Genomic DNA, 14,205 nt, shown 5'->3' with positions numbered 1-14,205 from the left:
ATGTCACGCTCGAACCTTGCAGTCATCACGGCCGCACGCCGCCTTGCGCCGATGCCTTGATCAAGGCACGCGTAGGCCGCGTCGTGGCTGCGCTTGCCGACCCGAATCCGCTGGTGGCGGGGCAGGGGCTGGCGCGGCTGGAAGCGGCCGGGATACAGGTTACTTGCGGCGTGCTCGAAGCAGAGGCGCGCGAAATCAATATCGGCTTCCTCTCGCGCATGCAGCACGGCAAACCATGGGTGCGGATGAAAACCGCCGCCAGCCTCGACGGCATGACAGCGCTGCACAATGGCATCAGTCAATGGATCACAGCGGACGCAGCGCGCGCTGATGGGCATTTCTGGCGCGCCCGTGCATGCGCCATCCTGACCGGCATAGGCACCGTGATCGAAGATGATCCGCAACTCAATGTGCGCGCAATCGATACACCGCGCCAGCCGCAACGCATCGTCATCGACAGCCAGTTGCAGATCAGCCCGCATGCGCGCGTCCTTGATGGTGGCGGTACCTGGATAGTGGCGGCCCGGCCCGATCCTGCAAAGGAAAAAATCCTGCGCGAGCTCGGCAATGAAATCATCGTGTTGCCGAATGCAGCCGGCAAGGTCGATTTGGCCGCGCTGATGCAGGAACTGGGACGGCGCCAGATCAATGAACTGCATGTCGAAGCCGGCTTCAAGCTGAATGGCTCATTGATACGTGAAGGCTGCGTCGATGAATTGCTGGTTTATCTTGCCCCCAGTTTGCTCGGCGATGCACAGCGCATGTTCAATCTGCCGGTGCTGGAGTCGCTGGAAGATAAAAAGAGCCTGGCTTTCCATGAGGTCAAGCAAATCGGCGCCGATTTGCGTATCCTTGCACGTTTTATCTAACCCACTTTCATCACCATGTTTACTGGAATCGTTGCCGCTGTCGGAAAAATCACTGCAATCTCCCCGCTCGGCGACGCTGCGGCAGGACACCGTTTGACCGTCGCTGCAGGCGGCTTGCCACTGGCCGATGTCGCGCTGGGCGACTCGATCACCCTGAATGGCGCGTGCATGACGGTGGTGGCAAAAACGGATCAGGAATTCCAGGTCGACGTTTCGCGTGAAAGTCTCAATTGCACCGCGGGTCTCGATGCCATCGGTGAAGTCAATCTGGAAAAAGCGGTCACGCTGTCGGAGCGCCTCGGTGGCCATCTGGTATCCGGCCATGTCGATGGCTTGGGAACGGTGCAGAAGTTCGAGCAAGTCGGTGAATCGTGGCTGCTGGTGGTCGATGCACCCAGCGATCTGGCGAAATACATCGCAGTCAAGGGTTCCATCGTCATCAACGGCGTCTCGCTGACGGTCAATACCGTGAATGATCGGGACGCTTCCTGTGCATTTTCGGTCAACCTGATTCCGCATACAGTGCAGGTCACCACGCTCAAGCATCTGAAAGCGGGCAGCAAGGTCAATCTTGAAATTGATTTGATCGCGCGTTATGTCGAGCGGATGTTGAGTTCTCCGCATAAATAATGAGTCAAGCCGGCGTGTGGCCGGCATAAATCGCTGGATATCCGCCCAAACCAGTCAATTCTTGTGTAATCCGGGGTTAGAAGGGTACTAAATCCTTTAAAATAGCGGCCTACTCCTGGATTACTCATGTCTATTTCCACTACCCAAGAAATCGTTACAGAATTGCGCGCCGGCCGTATGGTGATACTGGTCGATGAAGAAGATCGTGAAAACGAAGGCGATCTGGTGCTCGCGGCCGAGTTCGTGACACCGGAAGCGATCAATTTCATGGCCAGATTCGGCCGCGGCCTGGTGTGCCTGACGCTGACCGAAGAGCGTTGCGACGAACTTGCGCTGACGATGATGACGACGCGTAACGGCACCTCTTACGGCACCAATTTCACCGTGTCTATAGAGGCTGCCGAAGGCGTGACGACCGGTATTTCGGCCGCCGATCGCGCCAAAACGATACAGGTTGCGGTGGCAAAAAATGCCAAGCCGTCCGATATCGTGCAGCCTGGCCATGTTTTCCCGCTGAAGGCGCAAAAAGGCGGCGTGCTGATGCGCGCCGGTCATACCGAGGCTGGATGCGACTTTGCCGAGCTGGCCGGTTTGACGCCGGCGGCTGTCATTTGCGAAATCATGAAAGACGACGGCACGATGGCGCGCCTGCCGGATTTGATCGAATTCGCCCGCGAACATGATTTGAAGATAGGCACGATAGCCGACCTGATTCACTATCGCAGCCAGCATGAAAGCATAGTCGACCGCGTTGGTGTGCGCACGATGGAAACCGCCTATGGCACCTTCGAGGCGATACTGTACCGCGACAAACCTAGCGGCGGCGCCCATCTGGCGCTGGTGCATGGCGCTATTGCGCCCGATCAGGAAACGCTGGTGCGCGTTCATCAGCCGGTATCTATGCTGGACCTGCTGGAAACCAAGGTTACCTCGCACTCATGGAATATGGCTTCGGCGATGGCGGCGATCAAGCAATCCGAGCGCGGCGTGATGGTATTGCTTAACTGCGAAGAATCGGCCGAGGAATTGTTTGCGCAGTTTGCTGCGCTGAATAATCCGGATGCGCGTCCGCAGCAGCGTGCCGCGCGCATGGATTTGCGCAATTACGGTATAGGCGCGCAGATATTGAAAGACATCTCGGTAGGCAAGATGAAGTTGCTCTCCAATCCGCGCAAAATGCCATCGATGACAGGCTTCAACCTGGAAGTAACTGGTTATATAGCCAAGCCGGAAAATTGAGCATTCATTCCATTTTTATATTTTTATCAATCAATTCAAGGTATTGCCGCGCATTGCGGTAAAGTCTGCAAGAATTAATGACTCGTTTGAGTCGCAAGCGCAGTAGCGCATGAAGGGAACTACCATGACAGTTGGCACCTACGATATGAATTTGGCCGGAGAAGGTTTGCGCATCGGCATCGTGCAGGCACGCTTCAACCAGGATGTATGCCACGGCTTGCTGTCGGCTTGCCTGGCTGAATTGAAGCATCTGGGTGTCGAAGATGAAGATATCCTGCATGTGACGGTTCCGGGCGCGCTGGAAATCCCGCTGGCCTTGCGCAAGATGGCGGAAACGCTGCAGTTCGATGCCTTGATCGCGATAGGCGCAGTCATACGCGGCGAAACCTACCATTTTGAACTGGTTTCGAATGAATCCGGCGCCGGCATCACCCGCGTCGGCCTGGATTTCGGCTTGCCGATAGCCAATGCTGTCCTGACCACCGATACTGATGAGCAAGCCGAAGCGCGGATGGAAGAAAAGGGCGCTGATGCCGCCCGTGTCGCGGTTGAAATGGCCAATCTGACGATTGCACTGGAAGATCTGGCTGACGCCGGCGATGAAGAAGAGGAAGTGTAATTTCCTTGATCGCCGCTTGCATGCAGTGAGCTCTTGCCTCGGTATTGCTTAATCCAGTATTTTTAACCCCTTATGCGTGTTTTTCAAATGAAGCGCGCTGTTTGTGAACCATGACCCAAAAAACCGACCACGCCAATCCGAGCAAGAACCGCACGCCGCGTCATCGCGCACGCGAATTTGCGTTGCAGGGCCTGTATCAATGGCTGCTGAATAATGAAGACGTGCGCACGATAGAAACGCATATCCGCCAGGCACATGGCTTCGACAAGGCTGATGCCGAGCATTTCGATGCGCTGCTGTACGGTACCGTCAAGCAGGTTGCCGAGTTGCGCGCCGGCCTGACACCGCTGATCGATCGCGAAATCACGCAATTGTCACCAGTCGAACATGCGGCCCTGCTGATCGGCGCCTTCGAGCTGAAAAACCATATCGAGATTCCATACAAGGTTGTCATCAATGAAGCGGTCGAACTGACCAAGTCATTCGGCGGCATCGATGGCCACAAGTATGTGAATGGCGTGCTGGACAAGTTTGCCGCCACTGTGCGCGAGCCTGAGATCAATGCCGGGCGCCGGGGCTGACCTGGCGCTTGCCAATGCCGTTCCTGTGAAACAGTAATTGAGCAGCAATACCGAAAGTAAAAACACCGCCACCTTGTTTCCATTTGATCGGATACTGGTGGCGGTTTTCATTGGGGAATACACCAGGCCATGCATCTGACTCAACTCGCTGCCCGTCTCGACAATATTGCGCCGTTTCATGTCATGGAGCTGGCCAAGATGGCGGCCGAGCTGGAGCGGCAAGGGCACCACATCATCCACATGGGCATAGGCGAGCCTGACTTTACGGCCCCGCCATCGGTCGTGGCTGCAGCCACGCAGGCGATGGCCGATGGCAAGATGCAATACACGTCGGCTACCGGCTTGCCGGAATTGCGCGCCGCCATTGCTGCACATTACCTCGATGTCTATGGCGTAGCAGTCGCGCCTGCGCGCATCATCGTCACGGCGGGTGCCTCGGGCGCCTTGCTGCTGGCTTGCGCTGCGCTGGTGGAAAAGGGTGCACAAGTACTGATGTCGGATCCCTCGTATCCATGCAACCGGCATTTTGTCGCCGCCTTCGATGGGCAGGCGCAGATGATCGCGAGCGGCCCCGAGCACAGGTTCCAGTTGTCGGCAGACATGGTGCGGGACAACTGGAGCGAGCAAACGCGGGGGGTCTTGCTGGCTTCGCCATCGAATCCGACCGGAACCTCGATAGATGAAGATGAATTGAGCAAGATAGTCGCATTCGTGCGGGAAAAGCAGGGCTTCACTATCGTCGACGAGATTTATCATGGCTTGCGTTACGATGCCGCGCCGTTTTCAGCCTTGTCGCTGGGCGATGACGTGATCGTGATCAACAGCTTTTCCAAGTATTTCAATATGACCGGCTGGCGGCTGGGCTGGCTGGTGGTGCCGGACGCGCTGGTGCAGCCGATAGAAAAGTTGGCGCAAAACCTGTTCATTTGCGCGTCCAGCATTGCCCAGCATGCCGGACTGGCCTGCTTCGCGCCGGAAGCGATGGCTGTTTATGAAGCGCGCAAGGCAGAATTCAAGCGCCGCCGCGACTATATAGTGCCGGCCCTGGAAGGTCTGGGTTTCAAGGTGCCGGTGATGCCGGACGGGGCCTTCTATGTCTATGCCGATTGCAGTGCCTTGTCGGACGATGCGGACAGGCTGACGATAGACATGCTCAACGAGGCGGGCGTGGTGATGGTGCCGGGACTGGATTTTGGCCCGTCGACGGCACGGCAGTATGTACGCATATCGTATGCGACTTCGATGGAAAACCTGCAGGAAGCAGTCGCACGGCTGCGGGTTTTTTTCGCCAGGCGGCTGCCTGCTGATCAAGCGGATGCGGGCGCCAGCGGGAAATGAAGCGGAGTATGCTCATCGCTCCTGGGGGTGAAATTCTGACTACGCTGCATGTGCCTGGCTTGCGTGAATTGAAGTGAAAAGGAGGTGTCATGGAAATCAGGTGTCCTCATTGCGGGCAGCGTAATCGCGCAGCAGCGAGCCGACTGGCCAGCGCCGCAAGTTGCGGGAAATGCCAGCAACTGCTTTTCAGCCGCCCGGTTAACGTAGACCCGCCCACGCTGGCCGAACTGATAGCAGAAAGCGCCGTGCCTGTCCTGATCGATTTTTGGGCGCCGTGGTGCGGCCCATGCCGCTCGTTCGCGCCGGTTTTTGAAGTAGCGGCGGGCCAGCAAAATGGTGCTCTCGTCTTTGCCAAGGTCGATACCGAGCTGCATCAGGGGCTTGGGCAGCAATACAATATCCGTGCGATTCCAACGCTGGCCGGATTTTTTCGCGGCAAGGAGCTCTTGCGCAAGACAGGCGCCCTGCCAGCAGCTGAACTGGGAAAAATAGTGCAGCAATTGCTTGCGTACAAATAATGCTCGGTGAAGGATGGCTCTGCGATTGGGCTGGTGTGCGATGAAGAATAAAAAAAGGAGCCGGAAGGCTCCTTTTTTACGACATCAGTGATGTTTTACAGCGCAGTGTAATGCGCGCCATTGATCGATTGCCGCTGCGCCTGATCTTCCAGCGCAGTTGTGGCGTTGATCAAGGCAGCCGATTTGTCCTGTGCATCCGGAATAGGCTGGATGCGCGGCGCAGCACGGCTGGCCATGGTGGCAAAAGCCGATATGCGCTTGCCGCTGGCAACGGCTTTCAGCCTGTCGTATTCACCCAGAACCTTGGCGCCGTAACCGTCGTCGCTATCCATCGCAGCTGCGCCTACATAACGTTTCAGGCCGGCTTCTATCGAGCCGCCCCGGGCGACATATTCCTTCAGAATCAGGGAGCCGACACGAATATTGGCAACCGGATTGAGGGCTGTATGTACGCCACCCATTTCGGCAAATTTGTCGCGGTGCACTTTGGACATGACTTGCATCAAGCCTTGCGCGCCTACCGGGCTTTCGGCAAATGGATTGAAACGCGACTCGATTGCCATCACTGCCAGTATTAGCAGTGGATCGAAGTTGATTTCCTTGCCAGTCAGATAAGCTGCCGAAACCAGCATATTGGTTGCATCATTGGCGACGCGATAGCGTTTGGAAAGCCATTGCGTCACGCGTTGCTGTTGCAGGTCGGTTCCCACCATCGCACTATTGCCATTGGCGGTAGCGATTTTCAGTGTATTTTCAGATTCTGCCGCAGCTGGTGCTGATTCATCCATCAGGTTCGCCAATGGCGGCATGTCTTCCGGAGCCGGCGAGGCAAGCGCTTCGCTGAACGGGGACAGGGTCTGGATGCGGTCTGCAATTTCCGGCTTGAAGAACATCAGTGCCAGAGTGGCAATGGCTGTCAGGCCCAGTAACATCACTGCGTGTCGTGCTGTCGCGATGACGCGGCTGGTTGTTTCGCGCATGGAGATCGACGTTGCGATCGCCTGTCGTGCGGATTGCTTGGCGACTTGTCGCATCGCCATATTGATTCGATTTAACATATAAAACTCCAGGATTGGCGCGGCAAATAAAGGGCTCCACTACAAACGACGACTATTTGTAGAACCCTGCACATGCCGTGAATCAGAGAAATCGCTTGCTGTCGCGCGTCGCGTACGGCAAGCGTCGGAGTTGATTACTTATAGGGCGCGCATCGTATGCAGCAGACCCTTGGCAAACAACTTTTTCGGGGAGAAGGCATTAGCCTTGGCAAAACACTCCTAAAATGTCATGTGGGACCCCGATCCCGTGAAATGAAGAGAGTTTCTTTTCTGCCCGGTTTGGTGTTCAAATACGGGCCTGCTCTTCAAGTTGCGCGAATTGTAGGAGCCGGTTTATATCAAGTCAATACTATAAAAATGAATTTCTATTACTTTTAAATCTAAATAATTTTTCACATTACATATAAAAGTCAATTAAATCAAATACTTGGCTGTTTTGTTAAATAATCGAGTCTAATGTGTAAAGCGGCGAAAAAAACCATGAAATATTCTGATCTGCGCGACTTCATTTCTCAATTGCAACAAATGGGCGAACTTAAGCGCATAAACATGCCGGTTTCGCCGTATTTGGAGATGACGGAGATCTGCGACCGCACTTTGCGTGCACAAGGTCCTGCGCTTTTGTTTGAGCAACCGACCGGCCACAAGATTCCCGTACTCGGCAATTTATTTGGTACGCCACAGCGCGTCGCCCTCGGCATGGGGGCTACCGACGTCAGCGAATTGCGCAAGATTGGTCATGTGCTGGCGATGCTGAAAGAGCCGGAACCGCCGAAGGGATTCAAGGACATGCTGGGTCTGGGCTCGCTGGTCAAGTCGTTGTGGGACATGGCGCCCAAGGAGCGCAGCAGCGGCCCATGCCAGGACATCGTGTGGGAAGGCAATGATGTGGATCTGGCGCGCTTGCCTATCCAGCATTGCTGGCCGGGCGATATCGCTCCTCTTATTACCTGGGGTTTGGTGATTACCAAAGGTCCGCACAAGAAGCGGCAAAATCTGGGTATATATAGACAGCAGGTCATAGGCCGCAACAAAGTCATCATGCGCTGGCTGGCGCAACGTGGCGGCGCGCTGGATTTTCGCGAGCACAGCATTGCCAATCGCGGCCAGCCTTATCCTATCGCAGTCGCCCTCGGCGCCGATCCCGCTACTATATTAGGTGCGGTCACGCCGGTGCCTGACAGTTTGTCGGAATATCAATTCGCTGGTCTGTTGCGCGGTAGCCGGACCGAGCTGGTCAAGGCGCTCGGCAGCGAGTTGCGCGTACCGGCTACAGCCGAAATTGTGCTGGAAGGGCATATCTATCCGGATGAATCGCATCCGTCAGGTTACGAGCATGCGCTCGAAGGCCCGTATGGCGACCACACCGGCTATTACAACGAGCAGGATTCCTTCCCGGTCTTCACGATAGACCGCATCACGATGCGGCGCGATCCTATCTATCACTCCACGTATACAGGCAAGCCGCCGGATGAGCCGGCTATCCTCGGCGTGGCCTTGAATGAAGTGTTCATCCCGCTGTTGCAAAAGCAGTTTTCGGAAATCCTGGATTTTTATCTGCCGCCGGAAGGGTGCAGCTACCGGATGGCAGTCGTGCAGATCAAGAAAGCTTACCCGGGCCATGCCAAACGGGTCATGTTCGGTGTCTGGAGCTTTTTGCGTCAGTTCATGTATACCAAGTTCATCATCGTGGTCGATGAAGACGTCAATATCCGCGACTGGAAGGAAGTGATCTGGGCTATCACCACCCGCGTCGATCCGACCCGCGACACTACCCTGGTCGACAACACGCCTATCGATTATCTGGATTTCGCCTCGCCGGTCAGCGGTCTGGGCAGCAAGATGGGTATAGACGCCACCAACAAATGGCCGGGCGAAACCAGTCGTGAATGGGGCACAACGATAAAAATGAGCGACGAGGTCAAGCAGCGGGTAGACCAGATTTGGCAGGAACTCGGGATTTGAGCCGGTCAGCAATGCTGATTTTATTCCTGATGCTTGCTAATCGATCTGATTCACCAGTCTTTCCCGTTTGCGGGAAAGACTAGTAGAGGGCGCGTCGCTTGGCTACATAGCCGGATTAAGCCTGCCGGAATGCTAATCTGCCGATTTCTGAAGCACAGTGAGCGTCTTTGCTGTTAAAATTCGTCTCGGCGGGCCCCTGCGCATTGTGGCATGGCCAACCTGGTCAGGTCGGGAACGAAGCAGCCACAGCCATTTCCTGCAAGTGCCGCAGACAAGGCTCGCCTTTTTACTATTTAACTATCCCCGCCATATCCATCAGCCTGTGCTGATATCGTCCTCAGGCATTTTGTTCCAGCAGCGCTGCTGAGTTACCGGTCTATAGACAGCCAGTTCAATCCGCCAGCAGATTGTTTTTCATTTTGCGCATCACCAGTGTGCTGCTTGCTATTTCGGCTATCGACAGTCCCTGCATCATCTCCGCGCGCAGTTCCTTCGATAATTTTTCTATGATCTGCAGCTGCTCGTTTGCCTTCGGCGTCAAGACTGCATATTTGCGCCGCTTGTCGCTGGCGGATGTCGTGCGCTGTATCCATTCCTTTTCTTCCAGAATATCGAGCAGGCGCACCAGCGTCGGGCTTTCTATGCCGAGCGTGCGCGCCAGTTCACGCTGCATCAAGCCCTCCGGATGCCTTTGCAATTGAATCAATACCTGGCGGGTCGAGAGGTTCAGGCCGAACGGCTTGAGGCGCTGGTTCATTTGATAGCGCCACGCGCGCGAAATGTCGCCTATCGTTTGCCCGAGCTCAAGTTGATGATCGGATAAATCGGCTTGCTTGTTTATAGTCATTGCCCGTCAACGCGTCGTGATGGATATTATTTGGCATGTTAAGCTAGCAGTTAGTATAGCTAACGAATTGATGCTTGGTAACGTGAGGGCTTGCGGATATTTCACGGATGCTGATCCTGTCGGCAATTTCCCGGTACACCAGTTCACAATAAAACAGTCGACATGCAACAAACAAAAAAATACTTATTGATAGGCGCGGCCATTGTTGTGCTCGGCGCCGGCGCCTATTTTGGTTTGCGCGGCAAAACAGAGCCGGATAAAAAGCCCGCCAGCGTACAAATCGTCAAAACTGCAGTGGCCGAGCAAAAGACCATCGCAATCAAGGCATATGCGAATGGCTATGTGACGGCGATCAACACTGTAGACGTGCGTCCCAAGGTACAGAACATCGTGCGCACGATACATGTCAAGGAAGGCCAGTTCGTCAAGGCGGGCCAGTTATTGTTTACGCTGGATGAACGCAGCGATCAATCGAATGTGGCAAAAGCGCGCGCGCAGCTGGCTGCCGGCCAGTCGGATCTGGCCGATGCGGAATTGACGCTCAAACGCAATCAGGATTTGCTGGCGAAGAATTTCGTTTCGCAGGCGGTAGTCGATACGGCGCGTAACAAGGTCGAATCGCTGCGCAACACGATGAAGGCGAATCAGGCCATAACGGAATCGAGCACGATAGCGCTCAGCGACAATCGCATCGTGGCCAGTATTTCCGGCCGCATCGGTATTATCAGTGTGCATCCTGGCAGCCTGGCGCAGCCATCGGGCGATGCCATGGTGACGATCACGCAGCTCGACCCGATCGCCGTCAGTTTCACGTTGCCGGAACGTGAGCTGGCAAATATCACCACTACCTATCCGCAAGCCAATGCCCCCGTCACGGTGCAGCTTCCCGGCCAGCCGGAACTGACAGGCAAGCTCATCTTTATCGATAATGCGGCCGATACGCAAAGCGGCACGATACGGATGAAAGCGCAGTTCGATAACGCTGCGCAAAAATTGTGGCCCGGCAGTTTCGTCAATGTCAGCCTGGTTGCGCGCAATGTATCGAATGCGGTCTTGGTGCCGGCGCAAGCGGTGGTCAACGGACCTGTCTACAAGTTCATCTATGTTGTCGAGCCGGATAACACGGTCAGGGAACAAAAAGTCGAGGTGCTGGCGATCGAGCAGGGGCAGGCTGCGGTGACGGGTATGGCTGCCGGTGCGCGGGTGGTGGTGGAAGGCACGCAAAATCTGAGGTTAGGCAGCAAGGTCAGCGAAGTAAAGAATGCGCCGGCCGCAGCTGCCGGCAACAAGTCCGGCCCCTCTGCCTTCTAGCTTGTTGCCGTACTTTTCTGATGGCGCGTACCAGAAAATCAAATTGATCCATGCATAGTTACTGCCCAGGCTGATTACACAGTGAATATTTCCGAACTTTGCATACGCCGGCCAGTCATGACCGTGCTGCTGTCGATCGCGATAGTCGTGATCGGCGCTTTTTGCTATTTCAAGCTGCCGATTGCCGCACTGCCGAGCTACGACACGCCAGTCATCAATGTAAGCGCTACGCTGCCGGGTGCCAGTCCCGAGGTGATGGCGGCATCGGTTGCAACACCACTGGAAAAACAGTTTTCAACGATAGCCGGGCTCGCGACCATCAGTTCCAGCAGCACGCTGGGCAGCACCTCGATCACGCTGGAGTTCGATCAAAACCGCGATATCGATGCGGCTGCGGTGGATGTGCAGGCAGCGCTGTTGCGTGCGCAGCGCAGCCTGCCGATAGAAATGACTTCGCTGCCGGCGTATCGCAAGGTCAATCCGGCAGATGCCGCAATCCTGATCCTGGCGTTGACGTCACCATCAATGTCGCTGTCTGAATTGAACGACTATGCGGAAAATCTGATCACGCCATCGCTGTCAACCATCACTGGCGTCGCCCAGGTGCAGGTCTATGGACAGCGTCGCTATGCAGTGCGCATCAAGGTCAAGCCGGATGAACTGGCTGCGCGCAACATGACGATGGATGAATTGGCGGCATCGATACGCGCATCGAATGCGAATTCGCCAGTTGGTGTGCTGGATGGTGCGCGCCAGACGATGACCTTGCAGGCCAACAAGCAATTGCAGAATGCCGAAGCGTTTGGCAATCTGGTGATCAGCAGCCGCAATGGCCAGACCACACGCCTGCAGGATGTGGCCGTGGTTGAAGACAGTGTCGAATCGACGAAAAGCGGCAGCTGGGCCAACGGCAAGCCATCCATCGTGCTGGCGGTGCAGCGGCAGCCGAACGCCAATACGGTGGCAGTGGTCGATGCAGTCAAGCAGACCCTGCCGCAATTCAAGTCGCAAATGCCGGCTTCCATTGATGTGCAGGTATTGAACGATCGTTCGGTATCGATACGCGAAGCGATCCACGACGTGAATCTGACGCTGATGTTGACCATCGTGCTGGTGGTACTGGTCATCTTCCTGTTCCTCAAGCGGCTGTCGGCGACGTTGATTCCGGTGTTGTCGCTGCCGATTTCGCTGATTGGATGCTGTGCCCTGATGTACTGGTTCGGCTTCAGCCTGGATAACATTTCCCTGCTCGGCATCACGATCGCGGTGGGCCTGGTGGTCGATGATGCGATCGTCATGCTGGAAAATATCGTGCGTCACATGGAAGACGGCATGGAGCCATTGGCCGCTGCGCTGAAGGGTTCGCGCGAAGTCAGTTTCACGATTATTTCGATTTCAATTTCGCTGGTCGCCGTGTTCATCCCGATTTTTTTCATGCCGGGCGTGATCGGTTTGCTGTTTTATGAATTCGCTGCCGTGGTATCGCTGGCAGTGATGGTGTCTGCGCTGATGTCGCTGACGCTGGTGCCGATGTTGTGCAGCCGGTATCTGAAACACGAAACTGCCGGTGCACACAAAAAGGAAAACTGGCTCAGCCGCGGGTTTGAAAAACTCTTCAATCGCGTACTCGCCAGCTATACGCGCGGCCTCGACTGGTCGCTCGCGCATCGCACGACCCTGTTGATGGTCGCTGTCGCCACCTTTCTATTGACCGCCTTCCTGTTCGTGACGATACCGAAGGGCTTTTTCCCGACCGAAGACATCGGCCAGATCAGCGTCACGATCGAGGGCCCGGACGACGCATCCTATCCGACGATGGTGAAACTGGTGACGGCGGTGTCCGACATCATCCGCGCCGACCCTAACGTGGCCAGCGCCACGGCACGTACGCGTGACAGCAACACCGGCAATATGTTCGTCGGACTCAAGCCGCGCAGCGAACGCGCACCGATGGATACTGTATTGCGCGATTTGCGTGGCAAGCTGCGCAATGTTCCCGGTGTGACGGTTTATCTGACGCCGGTACAGAATCTCCGTTTGGGCGGTCGCAGCAGTAAGAGCCAGTTCCAGTTCGTGCTGCAGAGCGTGCGTGCCGGCGAGTTGAGTACCTGGGCGGAAAAAATGCAGGCGCAAATGCGTGCCGACCGTTCCTTCATCGACGTCACCAGCGATACGCAGCTCAAGGGTCTGCAGGCGGTGGTCGATATCAACCGCGACCGCGCCAATGAAGCAGGGGTGGGCATCGCCGATATACGCACTGCGCTCTACAGTGCGTTTGGCGACCGCCAGGTGTCGACGATCTACACCAGCAGCAACAGCTATTCGGTGATTTTGCAGGATATCAATGTCGGCCAGCAGGACGAGGCTGACCTCGGCAAGATCTATCTGCGCAGCAAGACCGGCGTGCTGGTGCCCTTGCTGAGCGTGGCGACGGTCCAGCGTACTGCCGGGCCGATCTCGGTCAACCACCAGGGACAGCTGCAGGCCATCACGATTTCATTCAACCTGGCGCCTGGCGTGCCTTTGGGCGACGCGACGGCGAAGATAGACAAGATCAAGGCCGCGATCGAATTGCCGCCCAGCGTGATTACCTCGTATGCCGGCGACGCCGCAGTGTTCCAGTCTTCGCAGGGCAGCCAGATCGCGTTGCTGGTGCTAGCCATCGTCGTCATTTATATCCTGCTGGGCGTGCTGTATGAAAGCTACATCCATCCGCTGACTATCCTCGCCGGCCTGCCGTCTGCCGCGGTGGGCGCCTTGCTGACCTTGCGCATATTCGGTTTCGAGCTGACGATGATCGCCACCATCGGCATCCTGCTGCTGGTCGGCCTGGTGAAGAAAAACGCGATCATGATGATCGATTTTGCGCTGGAGGCTCAGCGCAAGGAAGGCATGACGCCGGCGCAGGCGATACGCACTGCGTGCATCCTGCGTTTCCGCCCCATCATGATGACGACGATGGCGGCGGCAGTCGGTGCGTTGCCGATTGCGCTCGGCCTCGGTGCCGGCGCCGAATTGCGTCAGCCGCTGGGCCTGGCCGTGGTTGGCGGCTTGATGCTGTCACAGGTCATCACGCTATTCATCACGCCGGTGATTTACCTGTTCTTCGATCGCTTCAGCGGTTCGGGGCCCTTGCAGATTACGCCGGAACAGGAACTGGCCAGCCGCTGATTTTTCCATTGATGCAGGCCGCGCAAGCCGGGAAAGCATGAACACTGTAAATCCGGCGC

At 56.1% G+C, this 14,205-nt stretch carries 12 protein-coding genes and 1 other RNA gene; 11 read left to right on the top strand and 2 right to left on the bottom strand.

Annotation, left to right across the window (positions count from 1 at the left end):
- From ribD to trxC, 7 genes are all read left to right on the top strand, one after another.
- Positions 1-869, top strand: an 869-nt coding sequence (gene ribD, locus Q7T06_RS10645) for a bifunctional diaminohydroxyphosphoribosylaminopyrimidine deaminase/5-amino-6-(5-phosphoribosylamino)uracil reductase RibD (RefSeq protein WP_304784440.1), incomplete at its 5' end; no start/stop codon positions are given.
- A 15-nt stretch (positions 870-884) separates the two neighbouring features.
- The gene (locus tag Q7T06_RS10640; protein WP_304784438.1) at positions 885-1,499 is read left to right on the top strand and encodes a riboflavin synthase; all 615 of its coding nucleotides are present in this window, start codon (positions 885-887) and stop codon (positions 1,497-1,499) included.
- 126 nt (positions 1,500-1,625) lie between these two features.
- Complete coding sequence (gene ribBA, locus Q7T06_RS10635; RefSeq protein ID WP_304784436.1) at positions 1,626-2,738, top strand: bifunctional 3,4-dihydroxy-2-butanone-4-phosphate synthase/GTP cyclohydrolase II; 1,113 nt, start codon at positions 1,626-1,628, stop codon at positions 2,736-2,738.
- A 124-nt stretch (positions 2,739-2,862) separates the two neighbouring features.
- Positions 2,863-3,357, top strand: coding sequence for a 6,7-dimethyl-8-ribityllumazine synthase (gene ribH, locus Q7T06_RS10630; protein WP_304784434.1), 495 nt, complete (start codon positions 2,863-2,865; stop codon positions 3,355-3,357).
- Positions 3,358-3,467: 110 nt separating this feature from the next.
- Positions 3,468-3,938 (top strand): transcription antitermination factor NusB, encoded by a 471-nt coding sequence (nusB, locus tag Q7T06_RS10625; RefSeq protein ID WP_304784432.1) that lies wholly within the window; start codon positions 3,468-3,470, stop codon positions 3,936-3,938.
- Positions 3,939-4,067: 129 nt separating this feature from the next.
- Positions 4,068-5,276 (top strand): pyridoxal phosphate-dependent aminotransferase, encoded by a 1,209-nt coding sequence (locus Q7T06_RS10620; RefSeq protein ID WP_304784430.1) that lies wholly within the window; start codon positions 4,068-4,070, stop codon positions 5,274-5,276.
- Between the two features lie 89 nt (positions 5,277-5,365).
- The gene (gene trxC / locus Q7T06_RS13240; protein ID WP_370652368.1) at positions 5,366-5,794 is read left to right on the top strand and encodes a thioredoxin TrxC; all 429 of its coding nucleotides are present in this window, start codon (positions 5,366-5,368) and stop codon (positions 5,792-5,794) included.
- A 95-nt stretch (positions 5,795-5,889) separates the two neighbouring features.
- On the opposite strand, the gene Q7T06_RS10610 is transcribed toward trxC, so the two are convergent.
- Positions 5,890-6,852: a lytic transglycosylase domain-containing protein gene (locus tag Q7T06_RS10610; protein WP_304784426.1), complete on the bottom strand. Its 963-nt coding sequence runs from the start codon at positions 6,850-6,852 to the stop codon at positions 5,890-5,892.
- Between the two features lie 480 nt (positions 6,853-7,332).
- Between Q7T06_RS10610 and ubiD the strand changes: the two genes are divergently transcribed.
- Both ubiD and ffs read left to right on the top strand, forming a co-directional pair.
- Positions 7,333-8,817 carry a 4-hydroxy-3-polyprenylbenzoate decarboxylase gene (ubiD, locus tag Q7T06_RS10605; RefSeq protein ID WP_304784424.1) on the top strand — a complete coding sequence of 495 codons (1,485 nt, stop codon included), beginning with the start codon at positions 7,333-7,335 and terminating at the stop codon, positions 8,815-8,817.
- Between the two features lie 187 nt (positions 8,818-9,004).
- An RNA gene (gene ffs / locus Q7T06_RS10600) (signal recognition particle sRNA small type) lies at positions 9,005-9,103 on the top strand.
- Between the two features lie 105 nt (positions 9,104-9,208).
- On the opposite strand, the gene Q7T06_RS10595 is transcribed toward ffs, so the two are convergent.
- Positions 9,209-9,664: a MarR family winged helix-turn-helix transcriptional regulator gene (locus tag Q7T06_RS10595; RefSeq protein WP_304784422.1), complete on the bottom strand. Its 456-nt coding sequence runs from the start codon at positions 9,662-9,664 to the stop codon at positions 9,209-9,211.
- A gap of 162 nt (positions 9,665-9,826) precedes the next feature.
- Here Q7T06_RS10595 and Q7T06_RS10590 point away from each other — a divergent pair, with 162 nt between their 5' ends.
- Together Q7T06_RS10590 and Q7T06_RS10585 are read left to right on the top strand one after the other, a co-directional pair.
- A complete protein-coding gene (locus Q7T06_RS10590) occupies positions 9,827-10,975 on the top strand; it encodes an efflux RND transporter periplasmic adaptor subunit (protein ID WP_304784420.1) in 1,149 nt (382 codons plus the stop codon).
- Positions 10,976-11,056: 81 nt separating this feature from the next.
- Positions 11,057-14,146 (top strand): efflux RND transporter permease subunit, encoded by a 3,090-nt coding sequence (locus tag Q7T06_RS10585; RefSeq protein WP_304784418.1) that lies wholly within the window; start codon positions 11,057-11,059, stop codon positions 14,144-14,146.
- Positions 14,147-14,205: the final 59 nt, after the last annotated feature.

It is taken from the genome of Herminiimonas sp. (genome assembly GCF_030645555.1).
In the GTDB taxonomy this organism is placed as follows: domain Bacteria; phylum Pseudomonadota; class Gammaproteobacteria; order Burkholderiales; family Burkholderiaceae_D; genus Oxalicibacterium.
Note: the sequence above shows the minus strand (reverse complement) of the source record. Positions and strands in the feature narration are given on the sequence as shown.